The organism is Huijunlia imazamoxiresistens, assembly GCF_037132455.1.
GTDB classification, from domain to species: Bacteria; Bacteroidota; Bacteroidia; order Chitinophagales; family Chitinophagaceae; genus Flavisolibacter; species Flavisolibacter imazamoxiresistens.
Map to the genome: position 1 here is coordinate 1 of NZ_JBBBEI010000052.1, position 15,666 is coordinate 15,666.

Here is a 15,666-nt window from a genome sequence, read left to right on the forward strand (position 1 = left end):
GCTGGCCTTCCTCTTCATCTGGAAATTCATGCCCGAGACCAAGGGGCGCTCCCTCGAACAAATCCAACAAGAATTAGGCATCCATTAAAAGAATTGGACGATGATGAAAACGAAAATACTGGGCTTCCTTGCCCTTGCTTTCCTGGCCGCCTGCGGCAATGCCAACAATGCGCCTGTTCCTGACGCTCCGAACGGCGAACCGGAAGCATATAACGAGCCGTACCGCCCCAAAATCCATTTTTCACCGAAGACCGGCTGGATGAACGATCCCAACGGCATGGTGTATCATAACGGTACCTACCACCTGTTTTACCAGTATTATCCCGACAGCACTGTCTGGGGGCCGATGCACTGGGGCCATGCCACCAGCCGCGACCTGGTGCGCTGGGAGCACCAGCCCGTAGCCCTTTACCCCGACTCGTTGGGCTACATCTTTTCCGGCAGCGCCGTGGTAGATCAGTACAATACCACCGGCTTTGGCAAGGACAGAAAAACACCCCTGGTCGCCATCTTTACGCACCACGACACGGTGGGAGAGAAGGCCGGCCGGAACACGTATCAGAACCAAAGCCTGGCCTACAGCCTCGACGACGGAAAGACCTGGACGAAGTATGCCGGCAACCCGGTGCTCAAAAATCCCGGCATCGTGGACTTCCGCGATCCCAAGGTCATGTGGTATGAAAGAGGCAAAAAATGGATCATGACCCTGGCCACCAGGGACCGCATCACCTTCTACTCCTCACCCAACCTCAAAGAATGGAAAAAGGAAAGCGAGTTTGGGCAGAACCTGGGTGCCCATGGCGGCGTATGGGAATGTCCCGACCTGTTTCCCCTGGACGATAACGGTAAAAAAGTATGGGTGCTGCTCGTCAACCTCAATCCCGGCGGTCCCAACGGCGGCTCGGCCACCCAGTACTTCCTGGGCGACTTTGACGGCACCACCTTTACCCCGCAAAGCACCGATACCCAATGGCTCGATTACGGTCCGGACGAATATGCCGGCATTACCTGGTCCAACACCGGTGACCGCAAAATCTTCCTGGGCTGGATGAGCAACTGGCTGTATGCCCAGGTAGTGCCCACCTCTTCGTGGCGCAGCGCCATGACCGTTCCGAGGGAATTACAGCTGAAACATGCCGGCAATGCGGTGTACCTGGCCTCCGAACCGGTGCGGGAACTGGATATTATCGCCTCAAAATCTATCAACCTGCAGGATACCAAAGTAAACAGCTCCTTCGATCTATCCGGGGAAACGGGCCAACTGGCAGGGCCCTTCCGCCTGGACCTGGAACTGGAAAAGGCAGCGGATCTTTCCCTGGTGCTTTCCAACGAAGCCGGCGAAGAACTGGTGATCGGCTACGACCAAAAGGCCAACCGTTATTTCATCGACCGCAGCAAGGCGGGCAACAGCGACTTCCACAAGGAATTTGCCGCCCGCCACACGGCGCCCCGTTTTTCGCAGGAGGGCAAGATGAACATCACCCTTATAGTGGATGTAAGCTCGGTGGAACTCTTTGCCGACGGCGGCCTGAGCGTGATGACCGGGATCTTCTTTCCCTCCCAGTCCTTCACCCGTGCCGCCCTCCGTTCCGCCGGCGGGGCCGTCGTCAACAACCTGGTTTACCGTAATTTGAAGCCTGTGTGGTAGTGCCTTCAACTAAAGAGACCTGACAGGTTTTTAAAACCTGTCAGGTCTTTTGCTATACAATTGCACTTTATAAACATGAAACGACTTTTTTCCTTCCTCCTGTTGGCTTCGCTGCTGTGCCTTTCATTCCTGGCCCAGGCGCAGCCGCGCAAGCTGCCGCCCTTCCGGGTATTGCAGGCCAACGGCAAGGTGTTCAATGCCAGCCAGCTGCCCATGGGCAAGCCCATTGTGGTGGTGTACTTCTCGCCGGACTGCGACCATTGCCAGGTCCTGATGCGGGACTTCTTCAAGCGGGCAGAAGATTTCAAAAAAGCCTCCGTAGCCCTGATCACCTTTCAGCCGGCGGCCATGCTCCAAAAATTCGTGGACGACTATCACGTGAGCCGCTACCCGAACATCATTGCCGGAACGGAAGGCACTTCCTTTTTCGTACGCAACTATTACAACATTCAACAAATGCCCTTCGTGGCCCTGCACGATCCGAACGGCAACCTCCTCGCCTCCTGGCAGCGTGAGGTGCCGCTGAAGGAACTGGTAAAGCGGTTGCAACAACTGAAATAACCCATTCGGGTTATTGTTCCTTAAACGCCTTTGGTGTCATCCCGAATTTCGACTTGAAGACCGTGGAGAAATAGGCCCCTGAGGAAAAGCCTGATTTGCGGGCCACCTCGCCGATGGGCAGGTCCTCGTGCTGCAGGTAGTATTTGGCCTTTTGCAGGCGGGTGTTGAGGATGTAGTCGTTGACATTCAGGTTCAACAGGGCCTTTACCTTTTTATACAACAGTCCCTTGGATACGCCCAGGGCTTTGCAAATTTCCTCCACGTTGAACTCCTCATTCGACAGGTTGCTTTCCACCAGGGCGGTGAACTCGTTCAGGAACTTGCGATCCAGCTTGTTCACCGCCTGCGTTTTCAGTTGTGACGACAGCTCGCCGGAAAAATGCTCCTTCAGCAGGGCGCGGTTGGCCAGCAGGCTTTTTGCGGTTTCCTCGACAAACTGCATGTTGAACGGCTTGGTGATATAGGCGTCCGCCCGCTGCTTCATGCCTTCGATCTGCTGCTCGATGCTCGTTTTGGCGGTCAAAAGGATGATGGGAATATGGGAGGTGCGCAGGTCGTTCTTGAACAGTTGGGTCAGTTCCAGGCCGTCCTTGCCCGGGATCACCACGTCGCAGATGATCAGGTCGGGGATATGGTCGAAGGCCTGTTGCAGGGCCGTGTTGCCGTCCGCGGCTTCCAGTACGTCGTAGGTGGACTGCAGGCGGCTGGCCAGGAATTTCCGGAGGTCTTCGTTGTCTTCGATCAGCAGCACCGACAGGTCTTTGGAGGGTAGGGCTTCTTCGTTTTCGGCCGGTGACGCGGGGCCTGCCGGCAGGTCGGAGGTATAAATTTTCTCCTGCTCGTACAGCATGTGCGGAGCGCCTGCTTCCGTCACCTTTTCCTCTTCTTCCAGGTGGGCGCTTCCCAGCGGCAGGCGGATCTCGAAGGTGGTGCCCTTTCCTTTTTCGCTTGTTACGGTAATGGCGCCCTTGTGCAGCTGTATCAGCTCCTTGGAAAGGGCCAGGCCCAGGCCGGAGCCTTTGTAGTTTTCAAAATCGCCCTGGTAAAACACGTCGAAGGCGTGCTCCGCCGCTTCTGTCGACATGCCCACGCCGTTGTCCTCCACTTTTATTACCGCTTCCCTGCCGTTTTCGTCCGCCGCCACGTACACGTGTACAAAGCCGCCGTCAGCGGTAAACTTGAAGGCGTTGGACAGGAGGTTAAAGATCACTTTATCGAGCATGTTCGCATCCATCCATACCGGCAGCCGGCGTTCGCCGGTCAGGAGCCGCAGGTCGATGTTCCTTTTCCGGGCGATGCTTTTGTACGCTTCCACGATCCCCGCCAGGAAGGGAACCAGGTCGGCTTCCGAGGCCCGCAGCTTCATTTTTTCCGCCTCGATCTTGCGGAAGTCCATCAGCTGGTTCACGAGGCGCAGCAGGCGGATCACGTTTTTATGAATAAGGGTCAGGCTCTGGGCCGTGCGATGGGGCACCTTGCCGCTGGCCAGCAGTTCTTCCAGCGGGCCTAGGATCAGGGTCAGGGGCGTGCGGAACTCGTGGGAGATGTTGGTGAAAAAGTTCACCTTGGCCTCGTTGGCGGCCTGGGCCCTGGCCGACAGGGCTTCCAGCTGGGTCTTTTGATCCGAGATCTCGAGGTTCTGCAGCTGCAGTTGTTTGTTGATCTTCCGGTTTTCCCGCAGCGAGTAGAAGGCCAGTCCGCCGAAGCCCAGGGAGAGCAGCAGCAGGGAGACAAGGACGTACAGGAAGGTGCGCTGGTTGTTGTAAATGCGTTGCTGTTCGGCCAGCACCGTTTGCTGGCGTTCGATCTGCTGCTGCTGGCTGGCCGTTTTGGCGGTCTGGAGCTGCATGATGCGGACGTTGGTGGAATCGATGACGGTGGTTTGCAGCAGGTTTTCTTTTTCGAAATCCCTTTTTTCCAGGATGCGTACGGCGGTGCGGATGGCTTCTTCACCGCCGGTGGCATAGAGCAGGGTGGCGGTGATCATCTTGTCGGCCACCAGCTGCATGCCTTCGTCCTTGCCGGGCAGGCCGTCCACCCCGATGATCAGGGGTTTGGGCAGGCCTTTCTGTTGATATAAGCGGGCGATCCGCACGGCCAGGAAGTCGTTCTGGGCAAACACCAGGTCGATGGCGGGGCTTTCGTCAATAATGCGGGACACCTTTTCATACTTTTCCTCCTTCAGCCATTCGCCGTTTACCTCCTGCACCAGGCGCAGGCCGGGATAGTTTTTAATAACGTCGGCAAATCCCTGGTGGCGCTCGGCGGCATTGGACGAGCCGGGCAGCACGGTCAGCTCCATAATATTCCCTTTCCCTTTCAGCAGGTGGACGGCGTATTCACCCGCCAGCTTACCGACGCCGTAGTTGTCGCCGCCCACGTAGGACGAATAGGCGGGGGAGGCGATCTTCCGGTCGATAACAATGACCGGGGTCCCTTTATGAAAAGCGTCTTCCACTACGGGGGTGAGGGGTGCCGCCTCGTTGGGCGAAACGATCAGCAGGTCCACTTTCTTCTGCAGCAGTTCCTTTACCTGGTCGATTTGCTTTTGGGTGCTGCCGTCGGCCTGCCGGAACAGCAGCGATACGTTGGGGTGAAAGGACAGCTCCCGCTCCATTTCTTTCAGCATCACTTCGCGCCAGGGACCCGAGGTGCACTGGGAAAAGCCGATGACGAAGGGCTCCTTTTTTTCGGTCCGCGAGCAGGAGGAAAAAAGGAGGAGCAACATACTGGCGAGCAGAAATAATACGGGGAAGGAGGGAAGTTTTTGGGTCATATGCCGGCAAGCGTTCTACTGGTAATCGAAGATAAGGAGGATTGGCAGCCTGCAAAAGATACAATGGCTGGACGTCGGGCGGAGGCCCGGACAATTTCGAAAATGCGCTGTCAAAATCGAAAAAATTCACGGTTATTAGTTGCAACATTCCTTCGTAAGTGGTTGATTGTTATTTGTTTGTTCTTTTTTTATCTTTTTTTGGCCATCGAAAAACTTATAAACAAAATTGGCGGCAGCGGCGGGGGACAGGGTGGTAAGATTGCAAAAAAATCGCTTGCCGCATGAACAAAAGAAAAGTGCTTTTATGGAGCGTCGTCGTAGCCCTGGGCGGTTTCCTCTTTGGCTTTGATACCGCCGTGATCTCCGGGGCCGAGCAAGCCATCCAGCAATATTGGAACCTCTCACCGGCGGCGCACGGCCTCACCATCTCCATCGCCCTGGTGGGTACCATAATAGGTTCGTTGATCGGCAGCTACCCTTCCGACCGCCTGGGCCGCAGGGCCACCCTGGTCATCATTGCCGTTCTTTATTTGGTTTCTTCCATAGGTACGGCGGTGGCTACCCACTGGTACGTGTTCCTTGCCTTCCGGCTGCTCGGCGGCCTGGGCGTGGGCGCCTCCTCGGTCGCCGCCCCGGTTTATATATCGGAGATCGCCCCGGCCGAAAAAAGGGGACGGCTGGTGACCCTGTTCCAGCTCAATATCGTGTTCGGCATACTGTTCTCCTACTTTTCCAATTACCTGATCGGACAGGAGGGGGAAACCTCCTGGCGCTGGATGCTGGGGGTGCAGGCCTTCCCTGCCCTGCTGTTCTTCGTGCTGCTGCAGATGGTGCCCGAAAGCCCGCGCTGGCTGATCGTAAAAAAAGGAAAGATCGCCGAGGCCACCATCGCCCTGCAGGTGATCAACCCCGCCAATTTTTCCGAAGTGGTGGAACGGATCAAACACAGTGGCAGCGAAGAGCGTTTTTCCGGCAAGCCCGGTCCCCTGCTCTCCCGCCGGTACCGCCTGCCGCTGTTCCTGGCCCTGGCCTTCGCGGTGTTCAACCAGGTGTCGGGCATCAATGCCATTATTTATTACGCCCCCCGCATTTTCGAAATGACCGGCCTGGGCCGGGGCTCCTCGCTCCTGTCCACCGTGGGCATTGGGGCCGTAAACTGCCTGTTCACGCTGGTGGCCATGGGCTTTATCGACCGCTTTGGCCGCCGGAAATTGATGCTCATTGGTTCTGTCGGCCTGATCGTGACTCTGGCCCTGGTGGCGGCAGCCTTCTACCGGCACGACTTCGGCGGCTATGCCGTTACGGTTTATTTGCTCCTGTTCATTGCCTGCTTCGCCTTTTCGCAGGGCGCCGTAATCTGGGTGTTCATTTCAGAAATTTTTCCCAACGAGGTGCGGGCCCGGGGGCAAACGCTGGGCAGCGCCACCCACTGGGTGATGGCGGCCCTGGTAGCTTTTGCCTTCCCGCTGCTGGCCGAAAAGCTGGGGGGCGGCCCCACCTTCCTGTTCTTCAGCCTGATGATGGTGCTCCAGCTGCTGTTCGTCTGGAAGTTCATGCCCGAAACGAAGGGACGGTCCCTGGAACAGATCGAAGGCAGTTTAGTTCCTTAAGAGTTTACGGGTTTACGAGTTGTAGGGTTGAACGACTGTGCCCCCTTCCTAATACCCCAATTAACCAATTAACCAATTCCTTTTACATCAAAATTCAAGCAACATGAAACACGACGTAGTCTGCTACGGCGAGATCCTGTGGGATGTGCTGCCCGGCAAAACGCTTCCCGGCGGGGCGCCCATGAACGTCGCCTACCATTTGAAAAAGCTGGGTGCCCACCCGGCGCTGATCTCCCGGGTCGGCAACGACGCCTGGGGCGAAAAGCTGATGAAGGTTCTTTCGGATAGCGGCCTTCGCACCGGCTATGTGCAGGCCGACGCCCACTATCCTACCGGCCTGGTGACCGCCACCCCGGGAGCCGAAAACGAAATGGCCTACGACATCGTTCAGCCGGTGGCCTGGGACTTTATCGGCTGGCAGGACCTGTACGCCTCGCTGGTGCAGCAGGCGCCCTGCTTTGTCTTCGGCTCGCTGGCGGCCCGCAGCGAGGTCTCCCGCCGCACCCTGCACCAGCTGCTGGAAGTGGCGAAAACCAAGGTGCTCGACATCAACCTGCGGCCCCCGCACTTCCACCGCGGCGGCCTGGAAGAACTGCTGCACAAGGCCGACGTGCTGAAGATGAACGAGAACGAGCTCCACCTGCTGGCCGGCTGGTACGGCAGCGATCTGTCCCCGGAAGGGAGCATCCGACTGCTGCAGGACCATTTTCATATCGGTACCATTATCGTGACCATGGGTGGCGAGGGCGCTATGGTATTGGACAAGGGCACTTTTTATTGCCACCCCGGCTACCGGGTAAGCGTGTCCGATACCATCGGCAGCGGCGACGCCTTCCTGGCCGGCTTCCTCTATAACTGCCTGGGCGGCGCTTCCGTGGAACAGTCATTGGCCTACGCCTGTGCCCTCGGTGCCCTTATCGCCACCTATCCCGGCGCCTGCCCCGATTACGAAACCTCCCGGGTGGACCAGCTGATGCGCTCCCGTTCGCCCCAACCCCTCATTATCTGACCAACAAAACAATACGAATGAGAAAACTTGCCATGATGCTTGCTGTCTCCCTGTTCGCCACCGGCGTGTGGGCACAGGAGCAAAAGATTACCGGAACGATTATTAACAAAAACACCGGCGAGCCTATCCCCGGCGTCACCATCAAGGGCGCCAAGGCTTCCGCCCTCTCTGCTCCCGACGGCAGCTTCACCATTGCCGTGAAACAGGGAGAGACCCTCACCTTTTCCTACGTGGGCTTTGCGGCCCATAGCCTGAAGGCGGCCGCCGGCCTGTCGGCGCTGAAAGTGGAACTGGAAGTAAAACCGAACTCGCTGGACGCGGTGGTGGTCACGGGCTATACCCGCGAACGCAAAAAAGACATGACCGGCGCCGTGGCGGTGGTGGACGTGGACGATATGCGCAAGCAGGCCACTGCCAATCCCATTAAAGGCCTGCAGGGACAGGTAGCGGGGATGGTCGTCACATCGAACGGTGCGCCCGGCGGCCCGGCCACGGTGCGCATCCGGGGTGTGGGAACGCTGAATAACAACGATCCCCTGCTGATCATCGACGGCGTGCCTTCGAAAGGCGGCATGCACGAATTGAACCCCGCCGATATTGAAACCATGCAGGTGCTGAAAGACGCTTCTTCCGCCAGCATCTACGGTTCCCGCGCCGCCAACGGCGTCATCGTCATCACCACCAAAAGGGGCAAGGCCGGCCGCCTGTCGGTCAAGGCCAATGCCTACACCTCGGTTTCGGATTATGCGTCGAAGATGGAGGTGCTGAATGCCGGCGGCTACGGCCAGGCCCTGTGGCAGGCAGCTGTCAACAGCGGCCGCGACCCCAATAGCAACAACGTTGCCTACCGCTTCGACTGGGACGTGGACGCCAATGGTACGCCTGTGCTGAAGAAGATCATCCTGCCCGAATACCTCGATGGGGGCAAAACGCTTAAAACGGCCGATACCGACTGGTTTCGTGAAGTGGCCCGCAAAGGCGTTATTCAAAACTATGACCTCAACGTGTCGAACGGCAACGAAAAGGGCTCCTACCTGCTGTCGCTGGGCTATTTCGACAACAAGGGCATCGTAAAGACTACCGACTTCAAACGCCTGTCGCTGCGCCTCAACTCCGATTATAAACTGCTGAACAACCGCCTGACCATCGGGCAGAACCTGTCGGTGAACCGCACCCGCGAAGTGGTCATGGCCGATGGCGGCACCCTGAACCTGGCCCTGCAGGTACTGCCGGTGATCCCGGTACGCACGGCCGACGGCAAAGGCTGGGGCGGCCCCTGGGGCGGCATGAATGACCGGCAGAATCCCGTGCGCCTGCTGGAAGACAACAAGCAGAACCACTACAACTTTATCCGCGCCTTCGGCAACGTGTATGCCGACCTGCAGCTCGTAAAAGGACTGAACTTCCGCACCAACTACGGCCTCGACTTCGGCGATTACTACAAGCGCAACCTGCGGAAGAAGTACCAGTCGGGCTACCTGCAGAATGACGTGAACCGCCTCGACATCGGCGAAAGCCGCTCGGTAAAGCAAAACTGGAGCAACACCCTGAACTACGTGCTCAACCGCGGCAGGCACCGGGCCGACCTGCTGGCGGGGACCGAGTACTTCAACCAGTTCGAGACCAACTTCTGGGCCAGCCGCGAGGGTTTTGACATCGAGGACCCTGCGTATACCTACATGGATGCCGGCACCAGCAAAAAAGACAACGGCGGCGGCGCCAACGAGTATTCGCTGTTCTCCTATTTCGGAAAAGCCAATTACTCCTATGACGGACGCTACCTGGCTTCGGTTACCCTGCGCCGTGACGGCTCCAGCCGCTTTGGCCGCAACAACCGCTTCGGTACCTTCCCCGCCTTTTCCCTGGGCTGGCGCCTGAGCGAGGAAGCCTTTGTCAAAAACAGCGCCGTTTCCCGTGTGCTCAGCGACCTGAAGCTGCGCTACGGCTGGGGCAAGACCGGCAACCAGGAGATCGACAACAACGCCATCTACAGCATTTACCTGACCGATTATGCCGGCGGCGATCCCACCTGGAACATCTCCCGCGGCACGGCCTACGACATCACGGGCGCCGGCACGGGCAGCCTGCCCTCGGGCTACCGCAAGATCCAGAACGGCAACGACAACCTGCGCTGGGAAGCCAGTGCCATGCACAACTGGGGCCTCGACTTCGGCCTGTGGAACAACCACCTGACCGGCAGCGCTGAATACTTTATCAAGACCACCGACGACATCCTGATCAGTCCTCCCTACCTGGCGGTGCTGGGCGAGGGCGGCGCCCAGTTCGTCAACGGCGCCTCCATGGAAAACAGGGGTTTTGAGTTTGCCACCACCTACAACGGCAAGCTGGGTAAGGACCTGTCGTTTTCCGCTACGGCCAACATCTCTACCTATCGCAACAAGATCACCAGGCTGCCCGATGCCGTAATCAACAGCTATGGCGGCAACGGCAAGGAGGACAACATCCTGGGCCGTCCCCTGGGCTCGTTCTACGGCTATATAGCCGACGGCCTGTTTCGCTCGCAGAAGGAGGTGGACGACCATGCGGTGCAAACCGGTAAAGGCGTCGGCCGCCTCCGCTACCGCGACCTGGACGGCAACGGCGAAGTGGACAACGGCGAACACGACCGCACCTGGATCGGCAGCCCGCACCCCGACTTTACCTACGGCCTGAACCTGGGCGTGGAATACAAAAACTTTGACGTGAGCGTATTGCTCCAGGGCGTACAGGGCATCGACGTGGTGAACGAGCAGAAGTACGCCACCGACTTTTGGAGCATCCAGGAAACCGGCTCCAACAAAGGCCTGCGCCTGTTGAACGCCTACCACCCGGTTACGAATCCGGCTTCCACCATTCCCATGCTGGCCTACAGCGATGAGAACCGGGAAAGCCGCTTCTCGACCTACTTCGTGGAAAACGGCTCGTACCTGAAACTGCGGAATGCACAACTGGGCTACACTTTTTCCAAATCCTTGCTGCAGAAGGTAAAAATCCAGAACCTGCGGGCCTATATCGGCGGCGACAACCTGCTGTTGCTGATGAAGAGCAAGTCCTTTACCGGCGCCGATCCTGAAAGCCCCGCCTACGGTTATCCCAACCCCCGCGTCTTCACCGCCGGCATTAACCTCTCCCTGTAACCAACCCTTTATCCCCACTCAAAACAACAATAATGAAACGCTCTATATTTTCTTCCCTGGTGCTGGCGGCCCTTGCGTTTGGCAGCTGCACCAAGCAACTGGACGTGGAACCGAAAGGCGTGCTGAACCCCGGCCAGGTATTTACCCCCGAAGGCGCCGAGAAATTCGTGATCGCCGCCTACTCGCAGCTCGGTAACGACCACTACGATGTGCCCTTCAGCCTGTGGCCCTACGGCAACGGCCGTTCCGACGACCAGTACAAAGGCGGCCGCGACGAGAACGACATCCAGGAATTCCACTTCATCCAGACCTTTTACAATACCCGCACCGACTTCGGCCAGGTGGATGCCCTGTGGTACAACCTCTATGTGGGCGTGGCCCGCGCCAACGATGCCCTCAACGCCATCGAGCCGCTGACCGAAGCGGAATACGCGCAAAAGAAAACGCGCCAGGCGGAAATGCGCTTCCTGCGGGGACACTTTTACTTCCAACTGAAAACCCTGTTCAAGCACATGCCCTACCTGGACGAAAAAACGCCGAAGGAAGACTATCCCCAAATATCCAACGTGGCGCTGACCGACGACCAGCTGTGGGAAAAGATCGCCGACGACTTTACGTTTGCCTCGGAAAACCTGCCCGACAAGCAGCCGCAGGTGGGCCGGGCCGACAAGTATGCCGCCTACGCCTACCTGGCCAAGACAAGGCTGTACCAGGCCTATAAGCAGGACGACAAGCATGCCGTGACCGGCATCGATGCCGGCAAGCTGCAGGCCGTGGTAGCCGCCGCCGACAAGGTGCTGACCTCGCCCTACCGCCTCGAGGCCGACTTTGCCAACTCCTTCCTGCCCGGCACCTTTGAGAACGGCCCCGAATCCGTGTTTGCCGTGCAGTATTCCGTGAACGACAATACGCTGAAAGGCCGTGTGAATTTCGGCGACGTGCTGAGCGTGCCCCAGGGCCTGGGCTGCTGCGACTTCAACAAGCCCAGCCAGAACCTGGTGAATGCCTTTCGTACCGGCGCCGACGGCCTGCCCCTGTTCGACACCTACAACGATGCGAACGTGAACCCCGATGCCGACAACGTGGACCCGCGGCTGGACCATACCGTGGCCATTCCGGGCCATGCCTGGAAATACGAGCCCGACCGGCCCTACGAAGAGAACTGGAACCGCAGCCCGGGCGTTTACAGCGTGTATGCCTCGCTGAAAGAGAATGTATCGCCTGACGCGGAAGGCTTTGTGAACATCGATCCCTTCTACGGTAACAGCAAGAACCGCATCATCATCCGTTATGCCGACGTGCTGCTGTTTAAAGCCGAAGCCCTGATCGAGCTGGGACGCCAGGACGAGGCCCTGCCGCTGATCAACGCCCTGCGCGAACGGGCCGCCAACAGCACCGGCAAGCTGCGCACCAAGGCGGGCCAGCTGCAGGCCCACTACAAGGTGGAGCCCTACAAGCCCGGGGTGAACGTCGTGTGGGACCGCGAGGGCGCCCGCAAGGCCCTGCGCTGGGAGCGCCGCCTGGAGTTCGCCATGGAGAACAGCCGCTTCTTCGACCTGGTGCGCTGGGGCATTGCCGACCAGGTGCTGAACGCCTACTTCACCAAAGAAAAAACCAGGCGTGATTTCCTGAAAAGCGCCCAGTTCACCAAAGGCAAGCACGAATACCTGCCCATCCCCCAAAACCAGATTTTTTTCAGCAAGCAAGTGTACCAGCAAAACACCGGCTATTAATCCTTTCCTGACTGTTTTAAAAATTAAAAGATCATGACAAACGTTTCTCTTGCCATAAACAGGCCTTTCACCTGGCTGGCCGCCCTGCTGCTCCTGGGCGCCTGCAAAAAAGAAGAAAGCCGCGGGCCCGGCCTCGAGCTGGACGCCCCGGTAACTATCCAGTCGTTTACCGCTCAATCCGTGAATGCCGCCATTGATAACCAGGCCGGCACCATCAGGCTCGAGCTGCCCTTCGGCACGGACTTTACCGCCGTCAAACCCGAGATCGCCCTGCCGGCCGGCGCCACCGTGGAACCGGCTTCGGGTGCAGCCGTCAACCTGCGCTCCGCGGTGAAGTACCGCGTCAGCAACGGCAACATTTTCAGCGACTACACCGTGACCGCCACCGAAAAGAAAGCGCTGCTGGAATTCAAGGCCGGGAGCGTGGTGGCCGAGATCGACGAAGCCGCCCGCACCGTCCAAGCCATCGTGCCCGATGCCGTGGACATCACCCGCCTGGCGCCCCAAATTAAGCTGGAGACCGGCGCCACCATCAGCCCGGCGACCGGTGTCGCCACCGATTTTACGAACCCTGTTCGCTACACCGTAAAAAGCGGGTCCGCCACCGTTACTTACACCGTGACCATTCAGAACCAGTCGGCCATCGGCAAGGTGGTGTTCCTGGGCACGTATGCCAGCCGTGCCGCCATCACCAACCCCGACGAAGCGGCGGCTTGCAACTGGCTGTTCAACAATTTTCCCAACGTGGAATACCTGTCGTTCGACGCCCTGAAGGGGGGCACCGCCAGCCTGGCCAATGTGAAGGTGATCTGGTGGCACGAGGATGCCACCCAAAGCCTGCCGGCCGTGGCTTACGATGCGGCGGTAACCGGCAAGCTGAAGGCCTTCCGCAGCAACGGCGGGGCCCTGCTGCTGACCACCTTCGCCGGCCAGTACCTCGAGCCGCTGGGCATCGTGCCGGCCGGCAAGGGTCCCAACAACGTGTTCGGCGACAACACCCCCTGGATCGAAAGCAACTGGGACTGGGGCCTGTCCTTCAAAGGGTATGAAAGCCACCCCGTTTTCGAAGGCCTGGAGCGGACCTCCGACAAGCCCTTTGCCGCCGCTTACCTGCTGGCCAAAAAAACCTTCCGCCTGAATCATTGCGCCTGGTACAAGGTGAACGAATGGGGTGGTTACGGCAATGCCGCCGGCTGGCGGGCCCAAACCGGGGGCGTGGACCTGGCCGGCCCCGAGTGGGACGAGGACCATAACAATAACATCGGCATGGCGGAATGGCCCCGCACTGCCACTGCCGGCCCGGCCATCGCCATCCTGTTCGGGTCGTACGACTGGCTCAGCGAAGCCGACCCCGCTACGGGTACGCCCAGCACCAACGGCTTCCGGTCCAATACCGAAAGGCTGACCAAGAATACCATCAAGTACCTGTCTAAATAACCCTTCTGCCGGCACCCCGGGCGCCTGTGCCCGGGGTGCCGGCTCAAACCCAATCACATGTCTGTACGCAAATCCTTTCTTTCCCTTTGTATTTCCGCGGCGGCCCTGTTGGGGTGTTCCAAGAACGACGCCCAGCCTGCGGAGGAGCCGGCAGCTTCCGCCGGCAATACGGAAGTTTTTCCGGCGCCGCCTTCGCAATGGATGTCGGCCAACGGTGTTCCGTATTATTCCGCCGGCTGGGTAGGCGATGTGATGCCTTATTTCGATAACGGCAAGTTCCATGTGTTCTTCCTGCACGATGCCCGCGACGGTAAGGCCGGCTTCCACCCCATTCACAAGTTCGAGACCACCGATATGGTCCGCTACCGCTACGACGGCCTGATGGTGGATTTTTCCGGCAAGGACGACCAGGACCTGGCCATCGGCACCGGCTCGGTAGTCAAGGTGGGCGGCACCTATTATTGTTATTACACCGGCCACAACTACCTGTTCCCCGGCTCCGGCAAACCCAAAGAGGGCGTGATGTATGCCACCAGCAAGGACCTGAAAACCTGGACCAAGAAAACGGGCTTCAACCTGACGGCGCCCACCGGCTACGACCGCAACGAATTCCGCGACCCGCAGGTGTTTTTCAACACCGAAACGAAGGAGTACTGGATGCTGGTGAGCACCCGCGCTGGCGGCAAGGCCGTGGTGGCGCTGTTTACCTCCGCCGACCCCGCCACCGACAACTGGCAGCTGCAGGCGCCGCTGTACACCACCGACAACGACGGCTACTTCATGCTGGAGTGCGCCGACGTCTTCCAATGGGGCAACCAATGGTACCTGTTCTTTTCGGAGAACAACCGCGAACGCACTACCCACTACCGCGTTGCGCCCTCTTCAAAGGGCCCCTGGACCAGACCCGCTAACGACGTCCTCGACGGCGAATATTTCTATGCCGCCAAGACCGCTTCCGACGGCGCCCGCCGCTACGCCTTCGGCTGGACCGCCACCAAAGGCAACCAGAGTGACAACGGCAATAAGGAATGGGCCGGCAACCTGGTGGTGCACCAGCTCAAACAGCAACCGGACGGCAGCCTGACCGTGCAGGCCCCCGCCGGTGTAGAAAGCCTTTTCAAAAAAGAAAAGCCGGTAACCAAAGTCGTCAGCGCCGGTAGCGTCACCCAAGGCAGCGCCGGTTATTCCCTGCAGGCAGGATCCCATGTGTTATTTGACCGTATCTCGGGACAGAAAATGATCACAGCCACTATTGGAGGCATACAGGCCGGAAGCGAATTCGGTTTGGTGTTCGGCGCCGCTGCCACTGCCGGCGATGCCCCTTACCGCATCCGCATCAGCGAAGCCGACGACCGGGGTTCCGTGGTCCGGTTGACGGCCGGCAGCACGGTTACCGAAAGCTATGTGCCCGTGAAGATCGAGCCGGGTAAAGAGCTGCAGCTGAAGGTGGTGATCGGCAATTCGGTTTGCGCTGTTTACCTCGATGATAAAACCGCCCTGAGCGCCCGCATCTACAGCCTGCCCAATAACTACTGGGGCCTGTTTTCCGCCAAAGGAAATGTTGAATTCAAGAACCTCAAACTATTGCACTACTAACCTTTTTAAAACCTATTTTGTCATGTATGTAGAAACAGATAAGGCCGCGGCCGTTGCCGGTATGAAAATGGCGGCGCCTCCGGCCGCTGTCACGGGCTACGCGGTACGCATCTCGCTGATCGCTGCTTTGGGCGGCTTCCTCTTCGGCTTTGAAACGGC

General features: G+C 58.7%; 10 protein-coding genes. 9 read left to right on the forward strand and 1 reads right to left on the reverse strand.

What is annotated here, in order from left to right; genetic code table 11:
* Positions 1-103: 103 nt before the first annotated feature.
* Positions 104-1,648 carry a glycoside hydrolase family 32 protein gene (locus tag V9K67_RS26235; RefSeq protein WP_336727954.1) on the forward strand — a complete coding sequence of 515 codons (1,545 nt, stop codon included), beginning with the start codon at positions 104-106 and terminating at the stop codon, positions 1,646-1,648.
* 75 nt (positions 1,649-1,723) lie between these two features.
* Entirely contained in the window at positions 1,724-2,209 is a 486-nt protein-coding gene (locus V9K67_RS26240; RefSeq protein WP_336727955.1) for a TlpA family protein disulfide reductase, read from the forward strand.
* A gap of 10 nt (positions 2,210-2,219) precedes the next feature.
* Here V9K67_RS26240 and V9K67_RS26245 read toward each other — a convergent pair whose 3' ends face one another.
* Complete coding sequence (locus V9K67_RS26245) at positions 2,220-4,937, reverse strand: hybrid sensor histidine kinase/response regulator transcription factor (RefSeq protein ID WP_336727957.1); 2,718 nt, start codon at positions 4,935-4,937, stop codon at positions 2,220-2,222.
* Positions 4,938-4,985: 48 nt separating this feature from the next.
* On the opposite strand from V9K67_RS26245, the gene V9K67_RS26250 reads away from it, so the two are divergent.
* The 7 genes from V9K67_RS26250 to V9K67_RS26280 all read left to right on the forward strand — a co-directional run bounded on the left by V9K67_RS26250 (position 4,986) and on the right by V9K67_RS26280 (position 15,507).
* Positions 4,986-5,270 (forward strand): hypothetical protein, encoded by a 285-nt coding sequence (locus V9K67_RS26250; protein WP_336727958.1) that lies wholly within the window; start codon positions 4,986-4,988, stop codon positions 5,268-5,270.
* Complete coding sequence (locus V9K67_RS26255) at positions 5,267-6,595, forward strand: sugar porter family MFS transporter (protein WP_336727959.1); 1,329 nt, start codon at positions 5,267-5,269, stop codon at positions 6,593-6,595. The genes V9K67_RS26250 and V9K67_RS26255 overlap by 4 nt, the downstream gene beginning before the upstream one ends.
* 103 nt (positions 6,596-6,698) lie before the next feature.
* Positions 6,699-7,604 (forward strand): carbohydrate kinase family protein, encoded by a 906-nt coding sequence (locus V9K67_RS26260; protein WP_336727960.1) that lies wholly within the window; start codon positions 6,699-6,701, stop codon positions 7,602-7,604.
* Positions 7,605-7,621: 17 nt separating this feature from the next.
* Positions 7,622-10,741, forward strand: coding sequence for a SusC/RagA family TonB-linked outer membrane protein (locus tag V9K67_RS26265; protein ID WP_336727962.1), 3,120 nt, complete (start codon positions 7,622-7,624; stop codon positions 10,739-10,741).
* A 32-nt stretch (positions 10,742-10,773) separates the two neighbouring features.
* Positions 10,774-12,474: a RagB/SusD family nutrient uptake outer membrane protein gene (locus V9K67_RS26270; protein ID WP_336727965.1), complete on the forward strand. Its 1,701-nt coding sequence runs from the start codon at positions 10,774-10,776 to the stop codon at positions 12,472-12,474.
* 33 nt (positions 12,475-12,507) lie between these two features.
* Positions 12,508-13,911, forward strand: coding sequence for a DUF4960 domain-containing protein (locus tag V9K67_RS26275; protein ID WP_336727967.1), 1,404 nt, complete (start codon positions 12,508-12,510; stop codon positions 13,909-13,911).
* Between the two features lie 57 nt (positions 13,912-13,968).
* Complete coding sequence (locus tag V9K67_RS26280) at positions 13,969-15,507, forward strand: glycoside hydrolase domain-containing protein (RefSeq protein WP_336727970.1); 1,539 nt, start codon at positions 13,969-13,971, stop codon at positions 15,505-15,507.
* Positions 15,508-15,666 lie beyond the last annotated feature (159 nt).